We start from the raw sequence: 22,791 nt of genomic DNA, 5'->3' as shown, positions 1-22,791 counted from the left end.
CATGCTTTCCAACCCAAACATCGATCTGGTTTCGCGCTTTCTTCGCCTGCCTCTGGAACAGCGCCAGCAGTTTTATCAGCGTCTGCAAAGCCGGGGCATGAGCTTCGCTCAACTGCCGATTGCCTCGATCCGCGAGGACGGCCAGCACCTGCCGCTGTCCTACGCCCAGGAGCGCCAATGGTTTCTCTGGCAATTGGACCCGGACAGTGCCGCCTATCATGTCCCCGGTGCGCTGCGCCTGAGCGGGCGCTTGGACAAGGCGGCCTTGCAACGCAGTTTCGACACCCTGGTGGCACGTCATGAGAGCCTGCGCACCCGTCTGCATCTGGACGGTGAGCAGCGCGCCCAGGAAGTGCTCGCCCATGTTGCCCTCGAGATCACCGAAAGCGCGGTTGACGAGGCCAACCTCAAGGCATCGGTAGAAGCTGAAATCGCCCGTCCCTTCGACTTGCAGCAAGGCCCGTTGCTGCGCGTCAGCTTGTTCGCACTGAGTGAAGAGGAGCACGTGCTGGTCCTGGTGCAACACCATATCGTCTCCGACGGTTGGTCGATGGGCGTGATGGTGCAAGAGCTGATGCAACTCTACGCCGCCTACAGCCAGGGCCAGGACTGTGCCTTGGCGCCGCTGCCGATCCAGTACGTCGACTACGCGCTGTGGCAGCGCAGCTGGATGGAAGCGGGGGAGAAGGCGCGTCAACTGGCGTACTGGCGCGAGCAGCTCAGCGGCACGCAGCCGGTACTGGAATTGCCCTTCGACCAACCGCGCCCGGCGCAACAGAGCTTTCGTGGCGCGCGCCAGGACATTGCCTTGGAACCGGCATTGGCTGCAGGGTTGAAAGCCTTGGCACAGCGTGAAGGTGTGACGATGTTCATGCTGTTGCTGGCCTCGTTCCAGGCGTTTCTGTACCGCTACAGCGGCCAGCCGGATATTCGCGTCGGCGTGCCGATTGCCAACCGCAACCGTGTCGAGACCGAATCGCTGATCGGCTTCTTTGTTAACACGCAAGTGCTCAAGGCCGACCTCGATGGCCAGATGAGTTTTGCGCAGTTGCTGCAGCACACCAAGCGCCGCGCGCTGGAAGCCCAGGCCCACCAGGACCTGCCTTTCGAACAACTGGTGGAAGCGCTGCAACCCGAGCGCAGCCTGAGCCATAACCCGCTGTTCCAGGTGATGTTCAGCCACCAGGCCAATTCAACGGCCGCCGCGCAGCAGCTACCCGGCCTGCGCGTGGCCAACCTGGAGTGGGATAGCCACAGCGCTCAGTTCGACCTGAGCCTGGATACCCAGGAAAGCGGCGAAGGCATCTGGGCCTCGTTGACCTACGCCACCGACCTGTTCAGCGCGGCGACTGTCACGCGAATGGGCGAACACTGGCTGAGCCTGCTGCGTGACGCGGTGGCGAACAGCGCATCGCCTTTGCAGGACCTGGCGACACTCAACGCCCATGAGCGCGAGCAAGTCCTCTGTCAGTGGAACGCCACCGAGCGCGACTATCCGCAAGGGCAGTGGGTGCATCAGTTGATCGAAGCCCAGGCGCTGGCGCAGCCGGAAGCACTGGCGCTGTGTTTCAACGACTTGTCCCTGAACTACGCCCAATTGAATAGCCGCGCTAACCGCCTGGCCCATCGCCTGATTGAGACCGGCGTTGGGCCGGACGTACTGGTGGGGCTGGCAGTGGAGCGCTCCATCGACATGGTGGTCGGCCTGCTGGCCGTGCTCAAGGCCGGTGGCGCCTACGTGCCGCTGGACCCGGAATACCCGCGTGAGCGCCTGGCCTACATGCTGGAAGACAGTGGTGTAAAACTGCTGCTGACCCAGGCGCATCTGCGTGAACAGATGCCGATTCCCCAAGGCCTGGAAACCCTGGTGTTGGGTGAGTCTGGCTTTGAAAACTACAGCGACGCCAACCCGGGCATTGCCCTGGATGGCGAAAACCTTGCCTATGTGATCTATACCTCGGGCTCCACCGGCCAGCCTAAAGGCGCAGGCAACCGTCATTCGGCGTTGCTCAACCGCTTACACTGGATGCAGGAAGCCTATGGCCTGGGCGCCAGCGACACGGTGCTGCAAAAGACCCCGTTCAGCTTCGACGTGTCGGTGTGGGAGTTCTTCTGGCCGCTGATGACCGGCGCGCGCCTAGTGGTGGCCGCGCCGGGTGATCACCGTGATCCGGCCAAGCTGATCAACCTGATCAATCAACAACAGGTCACCACGCTGCACTTTGTGCCGTCGATGTTGCAGGCATTCTTGCAGGATCCGGCGGTGTCGACTTGCCAAAGCCTGCAGCGCATCGTGTGCAGCGGCGAGGCCTTGCCGGCGGACGCCCAGCAGCAGGTCTTCGCCAAGCTGCCGCACGCCGGGCTTTTCAACCTGTACGGCCCGACCGAAGCGGCCATTGACGTGACCCACTGGACTTGCGTCGATGAAGGCCGCGATGCGGTGCCAATCGGCCGTCCGATTGCCAACCTCGGCTGCTACATCCTCGACAACAACTTTGAGCCGGTGCCGGTCGGTGTACTGGGCGAGTTGTACCTGGGCGGTATCGGCCTGGCGCGGGGTTACCACCGTCGACCGGCGCTCACCGCCGAACGTTTTGTCGCTCACCCGTTCATCAAGGGCGAACGCCTGTACCGCACCGGCGACCTGGCGCGCTACCGCGACAACGGCGTGATTGAGTACGCCGGGCGTATCGACCATCAGGTCAAGCTGCGTGGCCTGCGCATCGAATTGGGCGAAATCGAAGCGCGCCTGCTGGAGCACGATTGGGTGCGTGAGGCCGCCGTGCTGGCGGTCGACGGCAAATACCTGGTGGGTTACCTGGTGCTGCAAAACGCCGGTGATGACTGGCGCGACGCGTTGGGCGCGCACCTGGGTCAACATCTGCCGGACTACATGGTGCCCGCACAATGGGTGGTGCTGGAGCAGATGCCCTTGAGCCCCAACGGCAAGCTGGACCGCAAGGCGCTGCCCAAACCCGAAGCCACTCACCACTACGAAGCGCCGCACAGTGCACTGGAGCAACAGATCGCCGCGATTTGGGCCGACGTGCTGGGCGTTGAGCAGGTGGGTTTGAACGACAACTTCTTCGAACGTGGCGGCGATTCGATCATCTCCATCCAGGTGGTCAGCCGCGCGCGGGCGGCCGGTATTCATTTCACCGCCAAGGCGCTGTTCCAGCACCAGACGGTGCGCGGCTTGGCCCGCGTGGCGCAATTGCAGACGGCACAGGTGATCGACCAGGGCCCGGTGCAGGGCGCGACGCCGTTGCTGCCGTTCCAGCAACTGTTCTTCGACATGCACCTGCCGGACCGTCATCACTGGAACCAGTCCTTGCTGCTGACGCCACGCCAATATCTTCTTGCTGAGCCATTGGAAGCTGCGCTTCAAGCGCTGACCCAGCACCACGACGTGTTGCGCCTGAGCTTCAGCCAGCAGGCCGAAGGCTGGACCGCGCGGCATGACGCGCAACCTGCAACCCTGCTATGGCAGGCCAGCGTGCAGGACGCCGCCGAACTGCAAACCCTGTGCGAGCGCGCCCAGCGCAGCCTCGACCTGCAACAAGGCGCATTGTTGCGTGCGGTACTTGCAGACATGGCTGACGGCTCACAGCGCCTGCTGTTGGTCATGCACCACCTGGTGGTGGACGGCGTGTCCTGGCGCGTGTTCCTCGAAGACCTACAAAGCCTGTATCGCCAGCAGAAATTGCCGGCCAAGACCTCTTCGTTCAAAACCTGGGCCGAACGCTTGCAGGCGCATGCCCGCAGCGAATCAATCGAGCCGGAAAAAGCCTTCTGGCTGCAACAGCTGCAAGGCGTGCCGACGGATTTGCCTTGCCGTGATCCGCAAGGTGCACGTCCGGGCCGCCTGGCCCAGACGGTTGTCAGCCAACTGGATGCAGAGCGCACCCGGCAATTGCTGCAACAGGCGCCCACGGCGTATCGCACCCAGATCAACGACCTGCTGCTGACTGCCTTGGCACGCGTTATTTGCCAGTGGACCGGGCAAGCCTCCAGCCTGATCCAGCTGGAAGGCCATGGCCGTGAAGAGCTGTTCGACGACATCGACCTGACCCGCACCCTGGGCTGGTTCACCAGCCTGTTCCCGGTGCGCCTGACCCCGGCCGAATCTCTGGCTGCCTCGATCAAGCAGGTCAAGGAGCAACTGCGTGCGGTGCCGGACAAGGGCCTGGGCTTCGGCGCGCTGCGCTACCTGGGCGACGACGCCACGCGCCAGGTGTTCAGCGCGTTGCCGGTGCCGCGCATTACCTTCAACTACCTCGGCCAGATCGACGGCAGCTTTGACCAGCCGCAAGGGCTGTTCGTACCCTCGGCAGAAAGCTCCGGCACCGAACAAAGCCCGGATGCACCGCTGGGCAATTGGTTGACGTTGAATGGCCAGGTGTACGGCGGTGAACTGCACATGGGGTGGACGTTCAGTCCGCTGATGTTCGATGCATCGCAGATCGAAGCCTTGAGCATGGCCTTCACCCGCGAACTGACGGCCTTGGTCGAACACTGCTGCACCCCCGGCAACAACGGCGTGACGGCCTCCGACTTCCCGTTGTCGCGCTTGAGCCAGCAGCAGCTGGAATCCTTGCCGCTGGCCGCCGACGCCGTTGAAGACATCTACACCCTGTCGCCGATGCAGCAGGGCATGTTATTCCACACCCTCTACGAACAGGCCGCCGGCGACTACATCAACCAGATCCGCGTGACCGCCGATGGTTTGGATGTGACGCGGTTCCAGCAGGCCTGGGATGCCACAGTGCAAGCCCACGACGTGCTGCGCAGCGGGTTCTTCTGGGAAGGCCAGCTGGAATGGCCATGCCAGGTGGTCTACCGCGAGGCCCGTTTGGTCATCGAACACCTCGATTGGCGCGCCATGCCGGAGCGCGAACTGGAGTTGCAGAACCTTCAGGAAGTTCAACGTCGCCAGGGTTTTGACCTGGCCAAGGCGCCCCTTGTGCGCCTGGTACTGGTGCGTACGGAGGAGCAACGCCATGAACTGATCTACACCAACCACCATATCCTCATGGACGGTTGGAGCAATTCGCGGCTGTTCGGTGAAGTGCTGCAACGTTATGCCGGTGTCGCAATGCCTGAAGCGGCCGGGCGTTATCGCGACTACATCGGCTGGCTGCAGCAGCGTGATGCCGCAGTGACTGAAACCTTCTGGCGCGAACAACTGAGCGTTCTGCAAGCACCAACGCGCTTGGGCAGCAGCCAACCGACGGCGGCGGACGGGCATGGCGAGCATCAGCTCAGCCTGGATCGCCCGCTGACTGCGCGCCTCGAAACCTTTGCGCGCAACAACAAAGTCACGCTCAACACCCTGATCCAGGCAGCTTGGCTGGTCCTGTTGCAGCGCCATAGCGGGCAGTCGGTGGTGTCTTTCGGTGCCACCGTGGCCGGGCGTCCGGCCGACCTGTTGGGGGTGGAGCAGCAGATTGGGCTGTTCATCAACACCTTGCCGGTGATCTGTGCGGTGGATGCCCAGCAGACCGTGGCCGACTGGCTGCAAGCGGTGCAGGCGCAGAACCTGGCGTTGCGTGAGCATGAACATACTGGGCTGTACGATATCCAGCGCTGGGCCGGGCAGGGGGGTGAAGCCTTGTTCGATAACATCCTGGTGTTCGAAAACTACCCCGTATCCAAGGCCCTGGAGCAGAGCGGCGGCAGCGGGATCCGTTTTGGCCTGCCGGATTCACGCGAGCAAACCAGCTTCCCGCTGACGGTGTTGGTGGACGTCGGTGACACGCTGTCGGTGCAGTTCGGCTTTGCGCGTGCGCATTTCGAGGCAAGCACGGTGCAAACCTACGGCCGCCATCTGGTCAACCTGCTGCAAGCCATGCTCGACGGCGACCAACAACGTCTGGGCGACTTGGCGATGTTGGAGGTGGCGGAACGCCAACAAGTGGTCGTTGACTGGAACGCCACGGCGCGGGATTACCCGTTGCAGCACTGTGTGCATCAACTGATCGAGCAGCAGGCGGCGCGCACACCGCACGCCCCGGCATTGGTGTTTGCCGAGCAGCGCTTGAGCTATGCCGAGCTGAACGGTCGTGCCAACCGCCTGGCTCATCGTTTGATCGAAGCCGGTGTGGGCGCGGACGTGCTGGTGGGCCTGGCCGTGGAGCGTTCCATCGAAATGGTGGTCGGTCTACTCGCCGTACTCAAGGCCGGCGGCGCCTATGTGCCGCTGGACCCGGAATACCCGCGTGATCGCCTGGCCTACATGCTCGACGACAGCGGTGTGAAACTGCTGTTGACCCAGGCACATTTGCTTGAGCAACTGCCGATTCCGCAAGGCTTGGATAGCCTGGTGCTGGGTGAAGCCACGTTCGAAGGCTACAGCGACGCCAATCCTGAAATCGTGGTGCACGGTGAAAACCTCGCCTATGTGATCTACACCTCAGGCTCCACCGGCCAACCCAAAGGCGCCGGCAACCGCCATTCAGCCCTGGCCAACCGCCTGCACTGGATGCAGGAGGCTTATGGCCTGGACGTCAGCGACACGGTGCTGCAAAAGACCCCGTTCAGCTTCGATGTGTCGGTGTGGGAGTTCTTCTGGCCATTGATGACCGGCTCGCGCCTGGTGGTGGCGGCGCCGGGCGATCACCGCGATCCGGCGAAGCTGATCAAGCTGATCAACCAAGAGCAGGTCACCACGCTGCACTTTGTGCCGTCGATGTTGCAGGCCTTCCTGCAAGACCCGACGGTGGCGACCTGTCACACCCTGCACCGCATCGTGTGCAGCGGCGAGGCCTTGCCGGTGGATGCCCAGCAGCAGGTGTTCGCCAAGTTGCCGCAGGCCGGGCTCTACAACCTGTACGGCCCGACCGAAGCCGCCATCGACGTGACCCACTGGACCTGTGTCGATGAACGCCGCGATGCGGTGCCCATTGGTCGCCCGATTGCCAACCTCGGTTGCTACATTCTCGACAGCAACTTCGAACCTGTCCCCGTCGGTGTGCTGGGCGAGTTGTACCTGGGCGGCATTGGCCTGGCGCGAGGTTACCATCGCCGTCCGGCCCTGACTGCCGAGCGTTTTGTTGCCCACCCGTTCGTCAAGGGCGAACGCCTGTACCGCACGGGCGACCTGGCGCGCTACCGCGAAGACGGTGTGATCGATTACGCCGGGCGTATCGACCATCAGGTCAAGCTGCGTGGCTTGCGCATCGAGTTGGGCGAAATCGAAGCGCGTCTGTTGGAGCACGACTGGGTGCGGGAGACCGCTGTGCTGGCGATCGACGGCAAATACCTGGTGGGCTACCTGGTGCTGCAAAACGCCGGCGACGATTGGCGCGATGTGTTGAGTGCCTACCTGGCGCAACAGCTGCCGGACTATATGGTCCCGGCCCAGTGGATGCTGCTGGAGCAGATGCCCCTGAGCCCCAACGGCAAGCTGGACCGCAAGGCCCTGCCGAAGGCGGACGCCAGTTTGCAGGCCCGGGAATACGTCGCCCCGAACAGCGAACTGGAGCAGCAGATTGCCGCCATCTGGGCCGAAGTGCTGGACGTGGAGCGGGTAGGCCTGCACGACAACTTCTTCGAGCTGGGCGGGCATTCGCTGTTGGCCACCCAGGTGGTGGTGCGCCTGCGCGAGCAGTTGCACGCCGAATTCGACGTCAAATCGATCTTCACCACCCCGACCCTGGCCGAGTTCAGTGCCCATGTAGCGGCCCAGCAGACAAATAATTCGCCGGTGCAGGACGCATTGGCTAAATCCTTGGAGGCCCTCAAACGTCTATCAGCAGAAGATTTGGATAAATTGATTTCCTGAGGGGCGTGGCGTGCAAGCATTAATCGAGTCGGTAGGGTCACTTTCGGCGCAACAAAAGAAAGCGTTGGCGGTAATGCTCAAGCAGCAAGGCATCAACCTGTTTGAGATTGCCCCGGTTTTCAAGCGCCAGGAAGGCGAACCCCTTCGACTCTCCTATGCCCAGGAACGCCAGTGGTTCCTGTGGCAACTGGAGCCGCAAAGCACCGCCTATCATGTGCCCAGGGCGCTGCGCCTGACCGGCCACTTGGATGTGGCCGCGCTGCAGCGCAGTTTTGACACGCTGGTGATGCGCCATGAAAGCCTGCGCACGCATTTGCAGGAAGAGGGCGACAGCGCCTTGCAGGTGATTGCCGAGCAGGCGCGGGTGGACATCGCGCTGGTCGATGCTCAGGAGTCACAGCTCAAGGCCCTGGTGGAGGCTGAAATCGCCCAGCCGTTCGATTTACAGCAAGGCCCGCTGTTACGGGTCAAGCTGTTGCGCCTGGCACCCCAGGAACATGTGCTGGTGCTGGTACAGCATCACATCGTCTCTGATGGCTGGTCGATGCAGGTCATGGTCGACGAGTTGGTCCAGCTCTACGCCGCCCATGCCCAAGGGCAGGACCTGCAATTGCCGGCCTTGCCGATTCAGTACGCCGACTACGCGCTGTGGCAACGCAGCTGGATGGAGGCGGGTGAGCGCGAGCGCCAGCTGGGCTATTGGACCGGCGTGCTCGGTGGCGAGCAACCGGTGCTGGAGATGCCGATGGACCGACCACGCCCTGCGGTGCAGAGCTACCGCGGTGCGCGGCTCGACCTGACACTTGAAACGTCGCTGGTGGCGGGTCTCAAAAGCTTGGCGCAACGCGAAGGCGTGACGGTGTTCATGTTGCTGCTGGCGTCGTTCCAGGCCGTGCTGCATCGCTACAGCGGCCAGGGCGACATCCGCATCGGTGTGCCGGTGGCCAACCGTAACCGGGTAGAAACCGAGCGTTTGATCGGCTTTTTTGTCAATACGCAGATCCTCAAGGCCGATATCGACGGGCAGATGACGTTCCGCGAGCTGCTGCAACAAACCCGCCAGCGCGCGGTCGAGGCCCAGGCGCATCAAGACTTGCCGTTCGAACAATTGGTGGAAGCACTGCAGCCGGAGCGCAGCCTGAGCTACAACCCGCTGTTCCAGGTGATGTTCAACCACCAGACCGACACCCAGCGCGCTGGCGGCAGCGTCACGGGCCTGCAGGTGCAGGGGCTGGAGTGGGACAGCAAGACGTCGCAGTTCGACCTCAACCTCGACACCCAGGAGTCGGCTGACGGCATCCATGCATCCCTGACCTACGCCACCGACCTGTTTGACGCACCGGGCCTGGAGCGTTTCCTTGCGCACTGGCACCGTCTGTTGCACCGGGTGGTGCAGGATTGCAACGGCCGCGTCGGCGAGTTGCCGTTGCTGGACGATGCGCAATGGCAGCAACTGGTGCACACCTGGAACGACACACACCAGGCATTCGCGCAGGATGCGGGGGTGCATCGGCTGTTTGAAGCCCAGGCACAGATGCGTCCGGACGCAACGGCGCTGCTCTGCAATGGCCAGGCGCTGAGTTACGCCGACCTGAACCAGCGTGCCAACCGCCTGGCCCATCGCCTGCGTGCGGCGGGTGTGGGCCCGGACGTGCTGGTGGCCGTTGCCCTGGATCGTTCGGTGGACATGGTGTTGGCGTTGCTGGCGACCCTCAAGGCCGGCGGCGCCTATGTGCCGCTGGACCCGCAGTTTCCGGCCGAGCGGCTGGCGTTCATGCTCGAAGACAGTCGCGCACAGGTCCTGTTGACCGCCGGCGACCTGCACGAGCGCCTGCCCCTGGCAGCCGACCAGCAGCTGCTGTTCATCAGCGAGCAGGAGGATGCGTGCTACGGCAGCGACAACCCGCAGGTCGAGCTGAGCGGCGAACACCTGGCCTATGTGATCTATACCTCCGGTTCCACCGGCAAGCCCAAGGGGGTGATGGTGCGCCATGGCGCACTGAGCAGCTTCACCCTGGGCATGGCGCAGACCCTGAGCATCGACGCCAGCGTGCGCCTGCTGTCGCTGACCACGTTCTCCTTCGATATTTTCGCCCTTGAGCTGTACGTTCCGCTGTCGGTAGGTGCCACCGTGGTACTGGCGGACAAGTCAGTGTCCCAGGACCCAGAGGCGATCCTGAGCCTGGTGCATGCCCAGGTAATCAACGTGGTGCAAGCCACGCCGTCGACCTGGCGCATGCTGCTGGACAGTGACCGCCGTGCCTTGCTGCACGGGGTCAAGAGCCTGTGCGGTGGCGAAGCGTTGCCGGCCGACCTGGCCCAGCGCATGCTCGCCCAGGGCGGCGCGGTGTGGAACCTGTACGGCCCGACGGAAACCACCATTTGGTCGGCGGCCCACCCGCTGGTTGAACCGATGCCTTTTGTCGGTCGGCCGATTGCCAACACCTCGTTGTTTGTCCTCAATAGCGAACTCACCCCAAGCCCGGTCGGCGCCAGTGGCGAACTGCTGATTGGCGGTGTCGGCCTGGCACGGGGTTATCACGGCCGGGCAGCCATGACCGCCGAGCGCTTCGTGCCCAACCCGTTTGCGCGCAATGGCGAGCGGCTGTATCGCACCGGCGACCTGGCGCGCTATCGCGTGGATGGCGTGGTCGAGTACATCGGCCGCGTCGACCATCAGGTCAAGGTGCGTGGGTTCCGAATCGAGCTGGGTGAGATTGAAGCGTGTCTGCGCGAGCAGCGTGGCGTGCGCGAAGCCGTGGTGATGGCCGAGAATGACCAACTGCTGGCGTATCTGGTGACGCACAGCGCGACCTCGGATGCCGACCAGGGCGCCCTGCGCGAAACACTCAAGGCCGCGTTGCGCGACGTACTGCCGGACTACATGGTGCCGGCGCACATGCTATTCCTGGCACGCCTGCCGCTGACGCCGAACGGCAAGCTCGACCGCAAGGCACTGCCGAAGCCGGATGCCAGCCTGTTGCAGAAACGCTATGTGGCACCGGTTGGCGAGAAAGCCCAGCAAGTGGCCTCGATCTGGGCCGAAGTGCTGGGTGTGCCGCAGGTTGGCCTTGAAGACCATTTCTTTGAATTGGGCGGTCACTCGTTACTGGCGACCCGCGTGGTGTCACGGGTACGCCAGGCATTGGCGATCGACGTGGCCCTCAAAAGCCTGTTTGAGCAGCCGGTACTGGGTGCGTTTGTGCAGGCGCTGGGTGAAAAGGGCGCCGACGTTGCGCGCATCACTTTGGCCGACCGCGATCAGCCGCTGCTGCTGTCGTATGCCCAGGAGCGCCAATGGTTCCTCTGGCAACTGGAGCCGGACAGCGCGGCCTATCACATTCCTGCCGCGTTGCGCCTAGAGGGCACGCTGGATCGCGTAGCCCTGCAACGGGCCTTCGATACCCTGGTGCAGCGCCACGAAACCCTGCGGACTGTGTTTTTCGCTGACACGCACCAGACTGTCCAGCGCGTGATCGCGCAAGCCGCGCCCATCATCGACTATCAAGTGCTGGGCTCGACTGAGCCGGCCCAGTTGCAGGCGTTGGTCGAAGACGCAATCGCCCAGCCATTCGATCTGCAGGCCGGCCCGTTGCTGCGCATCAAGCTGCTGCAACTGGGCGAGCGCGAGCATGTGCTGGTGCTGGTACAGCACCATATCGTTTCGGATGCCTGGTCGATGCAAGTGATGGTCGATGAGCTGGTGAGCCTGTATGCCGGCTACAGCCAGGGCCTTGAGCCGACCTTGGCGGATCTGCCGATTCAATACGCCGACTATGCCCAATGGCAGCGTAGCTGGATGGAAGCGGGTGAAAAGGACCGCCAACTGGCGTACTGGCGTGCCCGCTTGGGCGATGTGCAACCTGTGTTGGAGCTGCCGCTGGATCGTCCGCGCCCGGCCATGCAGAGCTATCAGGGCGCACGCCTGGACCTGGTGCTGCAACCGTCGGTGGTCGAGGGCTTGCGTGCCTTGGCGCAGCGCGAGGGCGCCACGCTGTTCATGGTGCTGCTCGCGTCGTTCCAGTCACTGCTCTATCGCTACACCGGCCAGTCGGATATCCGCGTCGGCGTGCCCATCGCCAACCGCAACCGCCTGGAAACCGAACAACTGATCGGCTTTTTCGTCAATACCCAGGTGCTCAAGGCCGACATTGACGGGCACATGACCTTTGCCCAGCTGTTGCAGCAGGTCAAGGAACAGGCACTGGGCGCACAAGCGCATCAGGACTTGCCCTTCGAGCAATTGGTCGAGGCGTTGCAGCCCGAGCGCAGCCTGAGCCACAACCCGTTGTTCCAGGTGATGTTCAACCATCAGTCGGCTGCCCAAGCCAATCGTGACGGCCAGCAATTGCCTGGCCTGCGTGTGGAGGGGCTGGCGTGGGACAGCCATACGGCGCACTTCGATCTGAGCCTGGACACCGAAGAGTCAGACGAAGGCCTGCTGGCTTCGCTGACTTACGCGACCGCGCTGTTCGATGCCAGCACCTTGCAGCGCTTTGCCGCGCACTGGCAGAACCTGCTGAAGAGTGTGGTCAGCGATGCTCGTCATTGTGTCGCTGACCTGCCGATCCTGGGCAGTGATGAACAGGCGCAAATGCTGTACCAGTGGAACCCGCCACAACCGACGCGTGCCGCCCACAGCAGCGTGCTGCATAAGTTCGAGCAACAGGTGGTGAGCCAGCCGCAGGCGATTGCACTGATCATGGATCAACGGCGCATGACCTATGCCGACTTGAACCTGCGCGCCAACCGCCTGGCGCACAAACTGATCGAGCAGGGCGTTACTGCCGACAGCCTGGTTGGCGTAGCGGTGGACCGTTCGCTGGAAATGATCGTTGCGCTGTTAGCGGTCCTCAAGGCCGGCGGCGCCTATGTCCCGCTGGACCCGCAATACCCGGCGGACCGCCTGCAATGCATGATCGAGGACAGCGGCTTGCGGCTGCTGCTGACCCAGCAGCCGCTGCTGGAGCGCCTGCCGATCAGCGCCGGGCTGGCGCTGATTTGCCTGGAAGCCGACGCCGACTGGCTGGCCGAATACCCGGACAGCAACCCACCCGTACGTGCGTTCCCCACGAACCTGGCGTACCTGATGTTCACCTCCGGTTCGACCGGGCGGCCCAAAGGCGTCGGCATCGACCAGGCCTCGCTGGCGCGGCATGTTGAAGTGTTTATCGAGTTGTTCGAACTGACCGCCGCAGACCGCGTGCTGCAGTTCGGTACGTTCAACTTCGACGGGTTTGTCGAGCAACTCTACCCGGCGCTGTGCTGTGGTGCGGCCGTGGTGGTGCGCGGCGGTGAGCTGTGGGACAGCGACACCTTCTATGCGCAACTGATCGAACATGAGATTTCGGTGGTCGACCTGACCACCGCCTACTGGCACTTGATCGCCCGTGACTTTGCCGAGCGCGGCGTACGCGACTATGGCCGCCTGCGGCAGGTGCACGCGGGCGGCGAAGCGATGCCGCCGGAAGGGCTGGCCTCCTGGCGTTATGCCGGGCTGGGCCATGTGCGGCTGCTCAACACCTACGGACCCACCGAGGCGACCGTCACGGTTACCGCCCTGGATTGCGCGGGGTATGTGGAGGGGCGCGAAGCCGTCACGCAGATGATGCCGATCGGTCGTGTATTGGACGGCCGCGCCATCTACCTGCTGGATGCCAGCCTGAATCCGGTGCCCGTCGGTGTGGCCGGCGAGCTGGTGATTGGCGGGCCACTGCTGGCGCGCGGTTACTTCAACCGGGCCGGGCTGACCGCCGAACGTTTTATTCCCGATCCCTTTGACCCTATCGGCGGCGGGCGGCTCTACCGTACCGGCGACCTGGCCCGCTACCGTGCCGACGGCGTGATCGAATACATCGGGCGTATCGACCATCAAGTCAAGGTGCGTGGTTTCCGTATCGAGCTGGGTGAAATCGAATCCCGCTTGCTGGCCCAAGACAGTGTGCGCGAAGCCTTGGTGATTGCGGCCGACCAGCAGTTGATTGCCTACCTGGTCACCCCTCTGCCGGCGTCCGAGCACGCAGAGTTGCGCGAGCAGATTCGTGCTGTCCTGCGCGATGAGTTGCCGGACTATATGGTGCCGGCGCATTTCATGTTCCTGGAGCGCTTGCCGTTGAGCCCCAACGGCAAACTGGACCGCCATGCCTTGCCACGTCCTGACGCAAGCCAGGTCACCCACCACTGGGTGGCGCCCGTCAGTGCGCTGGAGCAGCAGGTGGCAGCGATCTGGGCCGAGATTCTCGGCGCCGAGCGCATTGGCCTGACGGACCATTTCTTCGAACGCGGTGGCCATTCGTTGCTGGCCATGCAAGTGGCCTCGCGCCTGCGGCATAACCTGGGGATCGAGTTGCCGTTGCGCGTGCTGTTCGAGCAGCCGCGCCTGGAGGGCTTTGTGGCCGCGCTGCACACCGAGGGCAAACGCGGTGGTTCGGCCGCGCCTGCGTTGGTGCCGGCGAATCGCGATCTGCCGTTGGTGTTGTCCTACGCTCAGGAGCGTCAGTGGTTCCTCTGGCTGCTGGACCCAGAAAGCACCGCGTACCACGTGCCCAGCGCCTTGCGCCTCAAGGGGCAGCTGGACCTGGACGCCCTGCAACGCAGCTTCGATACCCTGGTGGCGCGCCATGAAAGCCTGCGCACGCATTTGCATCAGGGCGATGAGCAAACGGTGCAGGTGATCCTGCCAGAAGCGCGCATCGAGATTGCGTTGGTGCGCAGCGATGAAGCGCAGGTCAAGGCGCAGGTCGAGGCCGAGATCGCCCGGCCGTTCAACCTGCAAGAGGGCCCGTTGCTACGCGCCACGCTGCTGTGCCTGAGTGAAGACGAACACGTGCTGGTACTGGTGCAACACCATATCGTCTCCGATGGTTGGTCGATGCAGATCATGGTCGATGAGCTGGTGCAGTTGTACAGCGCCTACAGCCAGGGCCAGCCCGTGCAACTGCCGGCCCTGCCGATCCAATACGCCGATTATGCCCGTTGGCAGCGCGAGTGGATGGACGCCGGAGAAAAAGCACGGCAACTGGCCTACTGGCAAACGTTGCTCGGCGGTGAGCAACCGGTGCTCGAACTGCCGTTTGACCACCAGCGCCCGGCTGAGCAAAGCCATCGCGGTGCGCGCCTGTTTGTCGAGCTGCCGCCCGCCTTGGTCGCAGACCTCAAGGGCCTGGCACAGCGTGAAGGCGTGACGATGTTCATGCTGTTGCTGGCCTCGTTCCAGGCGTTGATGCACCGCTACAGCGGCCAGGAAGATGTGCGCGTGGGCGTGCCGATTGCCAACCGCAACCGTGTCGAGACCGAGCGGTTGCTGGGCTTTTTCGTCAACACCCAGGTGCTCAAGGCTGATATCGACGAGCAGACCTCGGTGTTGGAACTGTTGCAGCAGGCCCGCCAACGCGCGCTGGAAGCCCAGGACCATCAGGACCTGCCATTCGAGCAACTGGTGGAAGCGCTGCAACCCGAGCGCAGCTTGAGCCTCAACCCGCTGTTCCAAGTGATGTTCAACCATCAGACCGAAGCGCGGCTGGGCGGCACGGCCCATCAACTGTCCACGCTGCGGGTGGAAGGGTTGGAGTGGGAAAGCCAGACCGCCCACTTCGACCTGGACCTGGATGTGCATGAGGGCGCCGAGAACATCTGGGCCACCCTGGGTTACGCCACCGACCTGTTCAATGCGTCGACCATCGAGCGCATGGCCCGGCACTGGCTGAACCTGCTGCAGGGCATGGTTGCCGATCCGCAGCAGAGCATCGGCCAGTTGAACCTGCTCGATCCGTCCGAGCGCCAGCAGATCCTGCAACTGTGGGACCGCAGCGGTTCGGGCTTCTCTGCTGAGCGGTTGGTCCATGAACTGTTCGCTGACCGTGCCCGGGAAAACCCGCAGGCCGTGGCGGTGAAGTTCGATGCACAGACACTCACCTACGGCGAGCTGGACCGCCAGGCCAACCACCTGGCCCACGCGCTGATCGCCCGTGGCGTCGGCCCGGAAGTGCGCGTGGCCATCGCCATGCCGCGCAGTGCCGAAATCATGGTGGCGTTCCTGGCGGTGATGAAAGCCGGTGGCGTGTATGTGCCGCTGGACGTGGAATACCCGCGTGACCGTCTGCTGTACATGATGCAGGACAGCCGTGCGAAGTTGCTGTTGACTCACACGGCGGTGCAGCAGCAACTGCCGGTGGCCGACGGCCTGGACAGCCTGGCGATTGACCACACTGAAGAATGGGCTGGCTACAGCGATACTGCCCCCAATGTGAAGCTGGACGGCGATAACCTGGCTTACGTGATCTACACCTCGGGTTCGACCGGCATGCCTAAGGGCGTTGCGGTGTCCCACGGCCCGTTGGTGGCGCATATCATCGCCACTGGCGAGCGTTATGAAACCAGCCCGTCTGACTGCGAACTGCACTTCATGTCGTTCGCCTTCGACGGCTCCCACGAAGGCTGGATGCACCCGTTGATCAACGGCGCCAGCGTGTTGATCCGTGACGACAGCCTGTGGCTGCCGGAATACACCTACGAACAGATGCATCGTCACAACGTGACCATGGCCGTGTTCCCGCCGGTGTACCTGCAACAGCTGGCCGAGCATGCCGAGCGTGACGGCAACCCACCGGCTGTGCGGGTGTACTGCTTTGGTGGTGACGCGGTCGCCCAGGCCAGCTATGACCTGGCCTGGCGCGCGCTCAAGCCGACCTACCTTTTCAACGGCTACGGCCCGACTGAAACCGTGGTCACGCCATTGCTGTGGAAGGCCCGCCGGGGCGATCCGTGCGGCGCGGTTTATGCCCCAATCGGCACCTTGCTGGGCAACCGCAGCGGCTACGTGCTCGACTCGCAACTCAATCTGCAACCTGTCGGCGTGGCCGGCGAGCTGTACCTGGGCGGCGAGGGCGTGGCCCGAGGGTATCTGGAGCGTTCGGCACTGACGGCTGAGCGCTTTGTACCGGACCCATTCGGCAAACCGGGCAGCCGCGTGTATCGCAGCGGCGACCTGACCCGTGGCCGTCCGGACGGGGTAGTGGATTACCTCGGCCGTGTCGATCATCAGGTGAAGATCCGTGGTTTCCGTATCGAACTGGGCGAGATCGAAGCGCGCCTGCGTGAACAAGATAACGTCGGCGAAACCGTGGTGGTCGCCCAGGAAGGTCCGACCGGTAAACAACTGGTGGCCTACGTGGTGCCGGCCAATGCTGGACCTGCCAACGAAACCGAGTTCCGCGAAACCCTGCGCCGCGCTTTGAAAACCCGTCTGCCGGACTACATGGTGCCGACGTACTTCATGTTCCTGGCGCAAATGCCACTGACGCCCAATGGCAAGCTCGACCGCAAAGGCTTGCCGCAACCGGACGCAAGCCTGTTGCAACAAGCCTACGTGGCGCCGCAAAGCGAGCTGGAACAACAGCTCGCCGCCATCTGGGCCGACGTGCTGCGCTTGCCGCAGGTGGGCTTGAACGACAACTTCTTCGAGCTGGGCGGCGATTCGATCATCTCGATCCAGGTGGTCAGCCGTGCGCGGCAAGCGGGCATCCGGTTCACGCCCAAGGACCTGTTCCAGCACCAGACCGTACAAAGCCTGGCGGGCGTCGCGCGTCAGGGTGTCGAAGGCTTGACCATCAGCCAGGCCGCCTTGAGTGGCGAGACGTTGCTGTTGCCGATTCAGCAAGCCTTCTTCGCCGATGAGATTGCCGAACGTCACCACTGGAACCAGTCGGTGGTGCTGCAGCCCCACGAACACCTCGATGCCGCCACATTGACCCAGGCCTTGCAAGCGTTGCTGGTGCACCACGATGCGTTACGCTCGCGGTTTGCCGAAGGCGCGCAGGGCTGGCAGGGCCTGTACCGTGCGGCCGAGCACCATCAGGCCGATACTGTGTTGTGGCAAAGCACGCTGCACGACATTGAAGAGCTTGCGGCCTTGGGCGAGGAGGCGCAACGCAGCCTCGATCTCGACCAGGGCCCGCTGATGCGCGCCGTGCTGGTTCAATTGGACGATGGTTCGCAGCGCTTGCTGCTGGTCATCCATCACTTGGTGGTCGATGGCGTGTCGTGGCGGATTCTCCTGGAGGATTTGCAAACGGCCTATCGCCAACTCGCCGCAGGCACCCCAGTGGCATTGCCTGCCAAGACCAGTTCCACCCGCGACTGGGCACAACGTCTTCAGCAATACGCCCAAGGCGAGGCACTGACCCAGGAACTGGCGTGGTGGCAAGCACAATTGCACGGCGCCGAGGCCGACCTGCCAAGCGCCAAGCCAGGAGCGAGCCTGAGCAACCGCCATGCCGGCAGCGCAACTACGCACCTGGACGCCAGCCATACCCGTCGCCTGCTGCAGGACGCCCCGGCAGCCTATCGCACTCAAATCAACGACCTGTTACTGACGGCGCTGGCGCGGGTGATCGGGCGCTGGACCGGCCACGATTCGACCCTGATCCGCTTGGAAGGGCATGGCCGCGAAGACCTGTTCGAGGATATCGACCTGACACGTACGGTCGGTTGGTTCACCAGCCTCTACCCGGTAAAACTCACCCCGGCTTCGACCCTGGCGGATTCATTGAAGGGCATCAAGGAGCAGCTGCGCGCGATTCCCGACAAGGGCATCGGTTTTGGTGCCCTGCGTTACCTGGGCCAGCCCGATGTGCGTGACGCATTGGCACGCCTGCCGCAACCGCGCATCACCTTCAACTACCTGGGCCAGTTCGATACCAGTTTTGATGGCAATGAACAGCAGGGCTTGTTTGCGCCTTCTGGTGATGCCGCCGGCAGCGACCAGAGCCCGGATGCATCGCTGGGCAACTGGCTGGAAATCAACGGCCAGGTGTATGGCGGTGAGCTGAACCTGAACTGGAGCTTCAGCCAGCAGATGTTCGATTCGGCGAGCATCCAGCAACTGGCCGATGACTACGCGCAAGAGCTCAAGGCGCTGATCGAGCATTGCTGCCAGCCTGAACACTCCGGCGCCACCCCGTCGGACTTCCCACTGGCCCGCTTGAGCCAGGTTCAGTTGGATGGCCTGGCGTTGCCGTTGAGCCAGGTCGACGATATTTACCCGCTGTCGCCGATGCAGCAGGGCATGCTGTTCCAATCCTTGTTCGGCCAGGGCTCGGGCGACTACATCAACCAGATGCGCGTTGACGTGCAAGGGTTGGATGTGGCGCGTTTCCGGGCGGCCTGGCAGGTCGCTCTGGAGCACCACGACATCCTGCGCACCGGGTTCCTCTGGCAGACCGAACTGGAGCAGCCGTTGCAGGTGGTTTACAAGACGGCCCAGGTGCCTTTGGTCGAGCACGATTGGCAGCAGCGTGAAGACCTCGGAGAAGCGCTCGATGCTTTGGCGCAAACCCTTCGTGCAGATGGCTTCGTGCTTGAGCAGGCGCCTTTGCTGAGCCTGGTCGTGGTGCGTACCAGCATCGACAGCCATCACCTGATTTACACCAACCACCACATTCTGATGGATGGCTGGAGTGCTTCGCAGCTGTTTGGCGAGGTGCTGCAACAATACGCCGGCGAATCGCTACGCGCGCCGAACGGACGCTATCGCGATTACATCGGCTGGTTGCAGGCACAGGATCCGCTCATCAGCGAGACCTTCTGGAAAGCCCAGCTTGCGGGCTTGCAGGCGCCAACGCGACTGTCCCGTGGGCTCGCCCGCGAACAGGAAGTGTCCCAAGTCAATGGCGTTCACCGGCTGACCTTGGAGCAGACGGCCACCGACCAGCTCAAAGCGTTTGCCCAGCGCCACAAGGTGACGCTCAATACCCTGGTGCAAAGCGCCTGGCTGTTGCTGTTGCAGCGTCATACCGGCCTGGACACCGTCGCCTTTGGTGCCACGGTGGCGGGACGCCCGGCCGAATTGCCGGGTATCGAACAGCAAGTGGGGTTGTTCATCAACACGCTGCCAGTGGTGGCCACGCCGAGCCCGCTGCTGAGCGTGGATGATTGGTTGCAGCAGGTGCAGGCACAAAACCTGCGCCTGCGTGAACAGGAGCACACGCCGCTGTTCGAGATCCAGCGCTGGGCAGGGCTGGGCGGCGAAGCGCTGTTCGACAGCATCCTGGTATTTGAGAACTACCCGGTGTCTGAGGCGTTAGAGCAAGGATCCCCGGCGGGCCTGCGTTTCGGCACGATGGACAGCCTGGAACAGACTCACTATCCGCTGACCGTACTGCTGGCCATGGGTGATCGCCTGGCGATGGAGTTCAATTACGATCACGCCGCGTTCGACACGCAGGACGTCGTTAACCTGTCGGCGCATTTCCAGCAGTTGCTGCTGGCGTTGACGCTGCCGCAGGTGGAGCGCCTGGCGGACCTGCCGTCGTTGCCCGCTGCTCAGCGCCAGTTGATCGTCGAGGACTGGAACGCGACAGCGCGGGATTATCCGTTGCACCGTGGCGTGCACCAGATGATCGAAGACCAGGTAGCCCTGGCGCCAGACGCACCGGCCCTGGTGTTCGGTGCGCAGCGCCTGAGCTATGCCGAGCTGAACCGTCGCGCCAACCGCCTGGCTCATCGATTGATCGCCGCCGGCGTAGGCCCGGACGTGCTGGTGGGCCTGGCCGTAGAACGCTCCATCGAAATGGTGGTAGGCCTGCTGGCAGTGCTCAAGGCCGGTGGTGCCTATGTACCGCTGGACCCGGAATACCCGCGTGAACGCCTGGCCTATATGCTCGATGACAGCGGCGTGAAGCTGTTGTTGACCCAGGCCCATCTGCTGGAGCAGTTGCCGATTCCTCACGGGTTGGAAACCCTGGTACTGGAGGTGAGCGGTTTCGAAGGCTATAGCGACGCCAACCCAGGTGTTGTCCTGGACGGCGAGAACCTGGCGTATGTGATCTACACCTCCGGTTCCACAGGCCAGCCCAAAGGTGCGGGTAACCGTCATTCGGCCTTGGCCAACCGCCTGCACTGGATGCAGGAGGCGTATGCCCTGGATGCGAGCGATACGGTGTTGCAGAAAACCCCGTTCAGTTTTGACGTCTCCGTCTGGGAATTCTTCTGGCCCTTGATGACCGGCTCACGCCTGGTCGTCGCCGCGCCCGGTGATCATCGCGATCCGGGCAAGCTGGTCAGCCTGATCAACCAAGAGCAGGTCACCACATTGCACTTCGTGCCGTCGATGTTGCAGGCATTCCTGCAGGACTCGGCGGTGTCGACCTGCATTAGCTTGCAGCGCATCGTGTGCAGCGGTGAAGCGCTGCCGGTGGATGCGCAACAGCAAGTGTTCGCTAAACTTCCGCGCGCCGGGTTGTACAACCTGTATGGCCCGACGGAAGCCGCGATCGATGTGACCCACTGGACGTGCGTGGACGAGGGCCGTGACGCGGTGCCTATCGGCAAACCGATTGCCAACTTGGGGTGCTACGTGCTCGACAGCCATTTCGAGCCAGTGCCTGCCGGCGTGCTGGGCGAGCTGTTCCTGGGCGGCGTGGGCCTGGCGCGGGGTTACCATCGCCGGCCGGCGTTGACCGCTGAACGCTTTATCGCGCACCCCTTCGTAAATGGCGAGCGCCTGTACCGCACCGGTGACCTGGCCCGCTACCGCACCGACGGCGTGATCGAATACGCCGGGCGTATCGACCATCAGGTCAAGCTGCGCGGCCTGCGTATTGAGCTGGGTGAAATCGAGGCTCGGCTGCTGGAGCATCCGTCGGTACGTGAGGCTGCGGTGTTGGCCGTGGACGGCAAGCATCTGGTGGGTTACCTGGTCTTGCAGGAGCCAGGTGAAGACTGGCGTGAAATCCTCAGCGCTCACCTGGCCACCCACTTGCCAGACTACATGGTGCCGGCGCAGTGGCTGCTGTTGGAGCACATGCCCTTGAGCCCTAACGGCAAGCTGGACCGCAAGGCGCTGCCCAAGCCGGACACGCAGTCGACCCAGCCATTTGAAGCGCCGCAAACCGAGCTGGAACAGAAAATAGCCGCAATCTGGGCGGATGTACTTGGTGTGGAACAGGTGGGTGTGAACGACAACTTCTTCGAGTTGGGGGGGCATTCGCTGTTGGTATTGATGCTCAAGGAGCGCATTCGCAAGGCCAGCGGCATCGGTCTGTCGGTCAGCCAGTTGATGCTCAATCCGACCGTACGCACTCAGGTCGCTTGTCTGGAAGGGACGACGCGCCGTTCGTTGCTGGTCCCGCTCAACAGCCAGACCGAAGGCACGCCGCTTTACCTGTTCCACCCCAGCTACGGTTCGGTGCATTGCTACAAGGCCTTGGCCCTGGCACTGCGTGAACAGCGGCCGGTGGTGGGTGTGATCTGTCGTGCGTTGGCGCAAGAGGGCATAGAAGTCCCGGCATGGGCCGCCATGGTTGAGGATTACACGGCGCAGTTGCTGGAGGCCCAGCCCGAAGGTCCTTTCCGTCTAGCGGGCTGGTCACTGGGCGGTAACCTGGCGGTAGAGGTTGCGCACGGCCTGGAACGGGCGGGCAGGGACGTGGAGTTTGTCGGCTGGATCGACTCGGCACCGCCTCGCTGGCTCACGCAATACTGGGACGCAGCGGTGATTACCGATGCGGGTGAGCGCTCTGACAGCGAGCGGCGCGTGGCACTGCTGGGCGTGATGTTCCCAGGGTTTGCCGAGGCCATCGAGGCTGCGTGGCAGGACGTGCAGGCGAATAGCCAGGATGAAGATCAGCAGTGGACGCGCTTTGTCGAATGGGCCGAGGGTTCGCTGGGTGACGCGTTCCGCGAGGTCAAGCAAGCGCTGCTGGATGGCAATGAAGCACAGATCTCCTGGGACGTTGACCGCGCCTTGTTCAAACGCCTGGAACAGGCTGACTTCAAGGCGCTCAAGGCGCCTGTCAGCTGCTGGTGGGCGGCCATGAGTCGCGCGGGCCAGCACAAGGCACTGATCGAGGCTGGCATGGAGCGGGTGATCGGCCAGGGGTGTGTGGTGCGCTCGACGATGATTGAGGTGGATCATGAACGCATCATTGATAACGCTGAGTTCGTTCGCAGCTTTGTGACGGCCATGGCGTAAAGGCCGGTAAAACAGAAAGCCCCAGGTCACGTGGTGT

General features: G+C 63.2%; 2 protein-coding genes. Both read left to right on the top strand.

Translation table 11 applies throughout. The features are described from left to right. Window position 1: 1 nt before the first annotated feature. Window positions 2-7,783 carry an amino acid adenylation domain-containing protein gene (locus tag ACP7EW_RS24175; RefSeq protein ID WP_426220363.1) on the top strand — a complete coding sequence of 2,594 codons (7,782 nt, stop codon included), beginning with the start codon at window positions 2-4 and terminating at the stop codon, window positions 7,781-7,783. Between the two features lie 10 nt (window positions 7,784-7,793). Then, window positions 7,794-22,754, top strand: a complete 14,961-nt coding sequence (locus ACP7EW_RS24170; protein ID WP_426220361.1) for a non-ribosomal peptide synthase/polyketide synthase — start codon at window positions 7,794-7,796, stop codon at window positions 22,752-22,754. Window positions 22,755-22,791 lie beyond the last annotated feature (37 nt).

Source organism: Pseudomonas sp. DWRC2-2 (assembly GCF_049897885.1).
In the GTDB taxonomy this organism is placed as follows: domain Bacteria; phylum Pseudomonadota; class Gammaproteobacteria; order Pseudomonadales; family Pseudomonadaceae; genus Aquipseudomonas; species Aquipseudomonas azotoformans_A.
The sequence above is the reverse complement of the archived record's forward strand: the minus strand, read 5'-3'. Positions and strand labels throughout refer to the sequence as shown.

Bases quoted from the DNA above. Each gene is read 5' to 3' on its own strand.
- ACP7EW_RS24175 (WP_426220363.1), top strand. From the start codon at position 2: ATGCTTTCCAACCCAAACATCGATCTGGTTTCGCGCTTTCTTCGCCTG.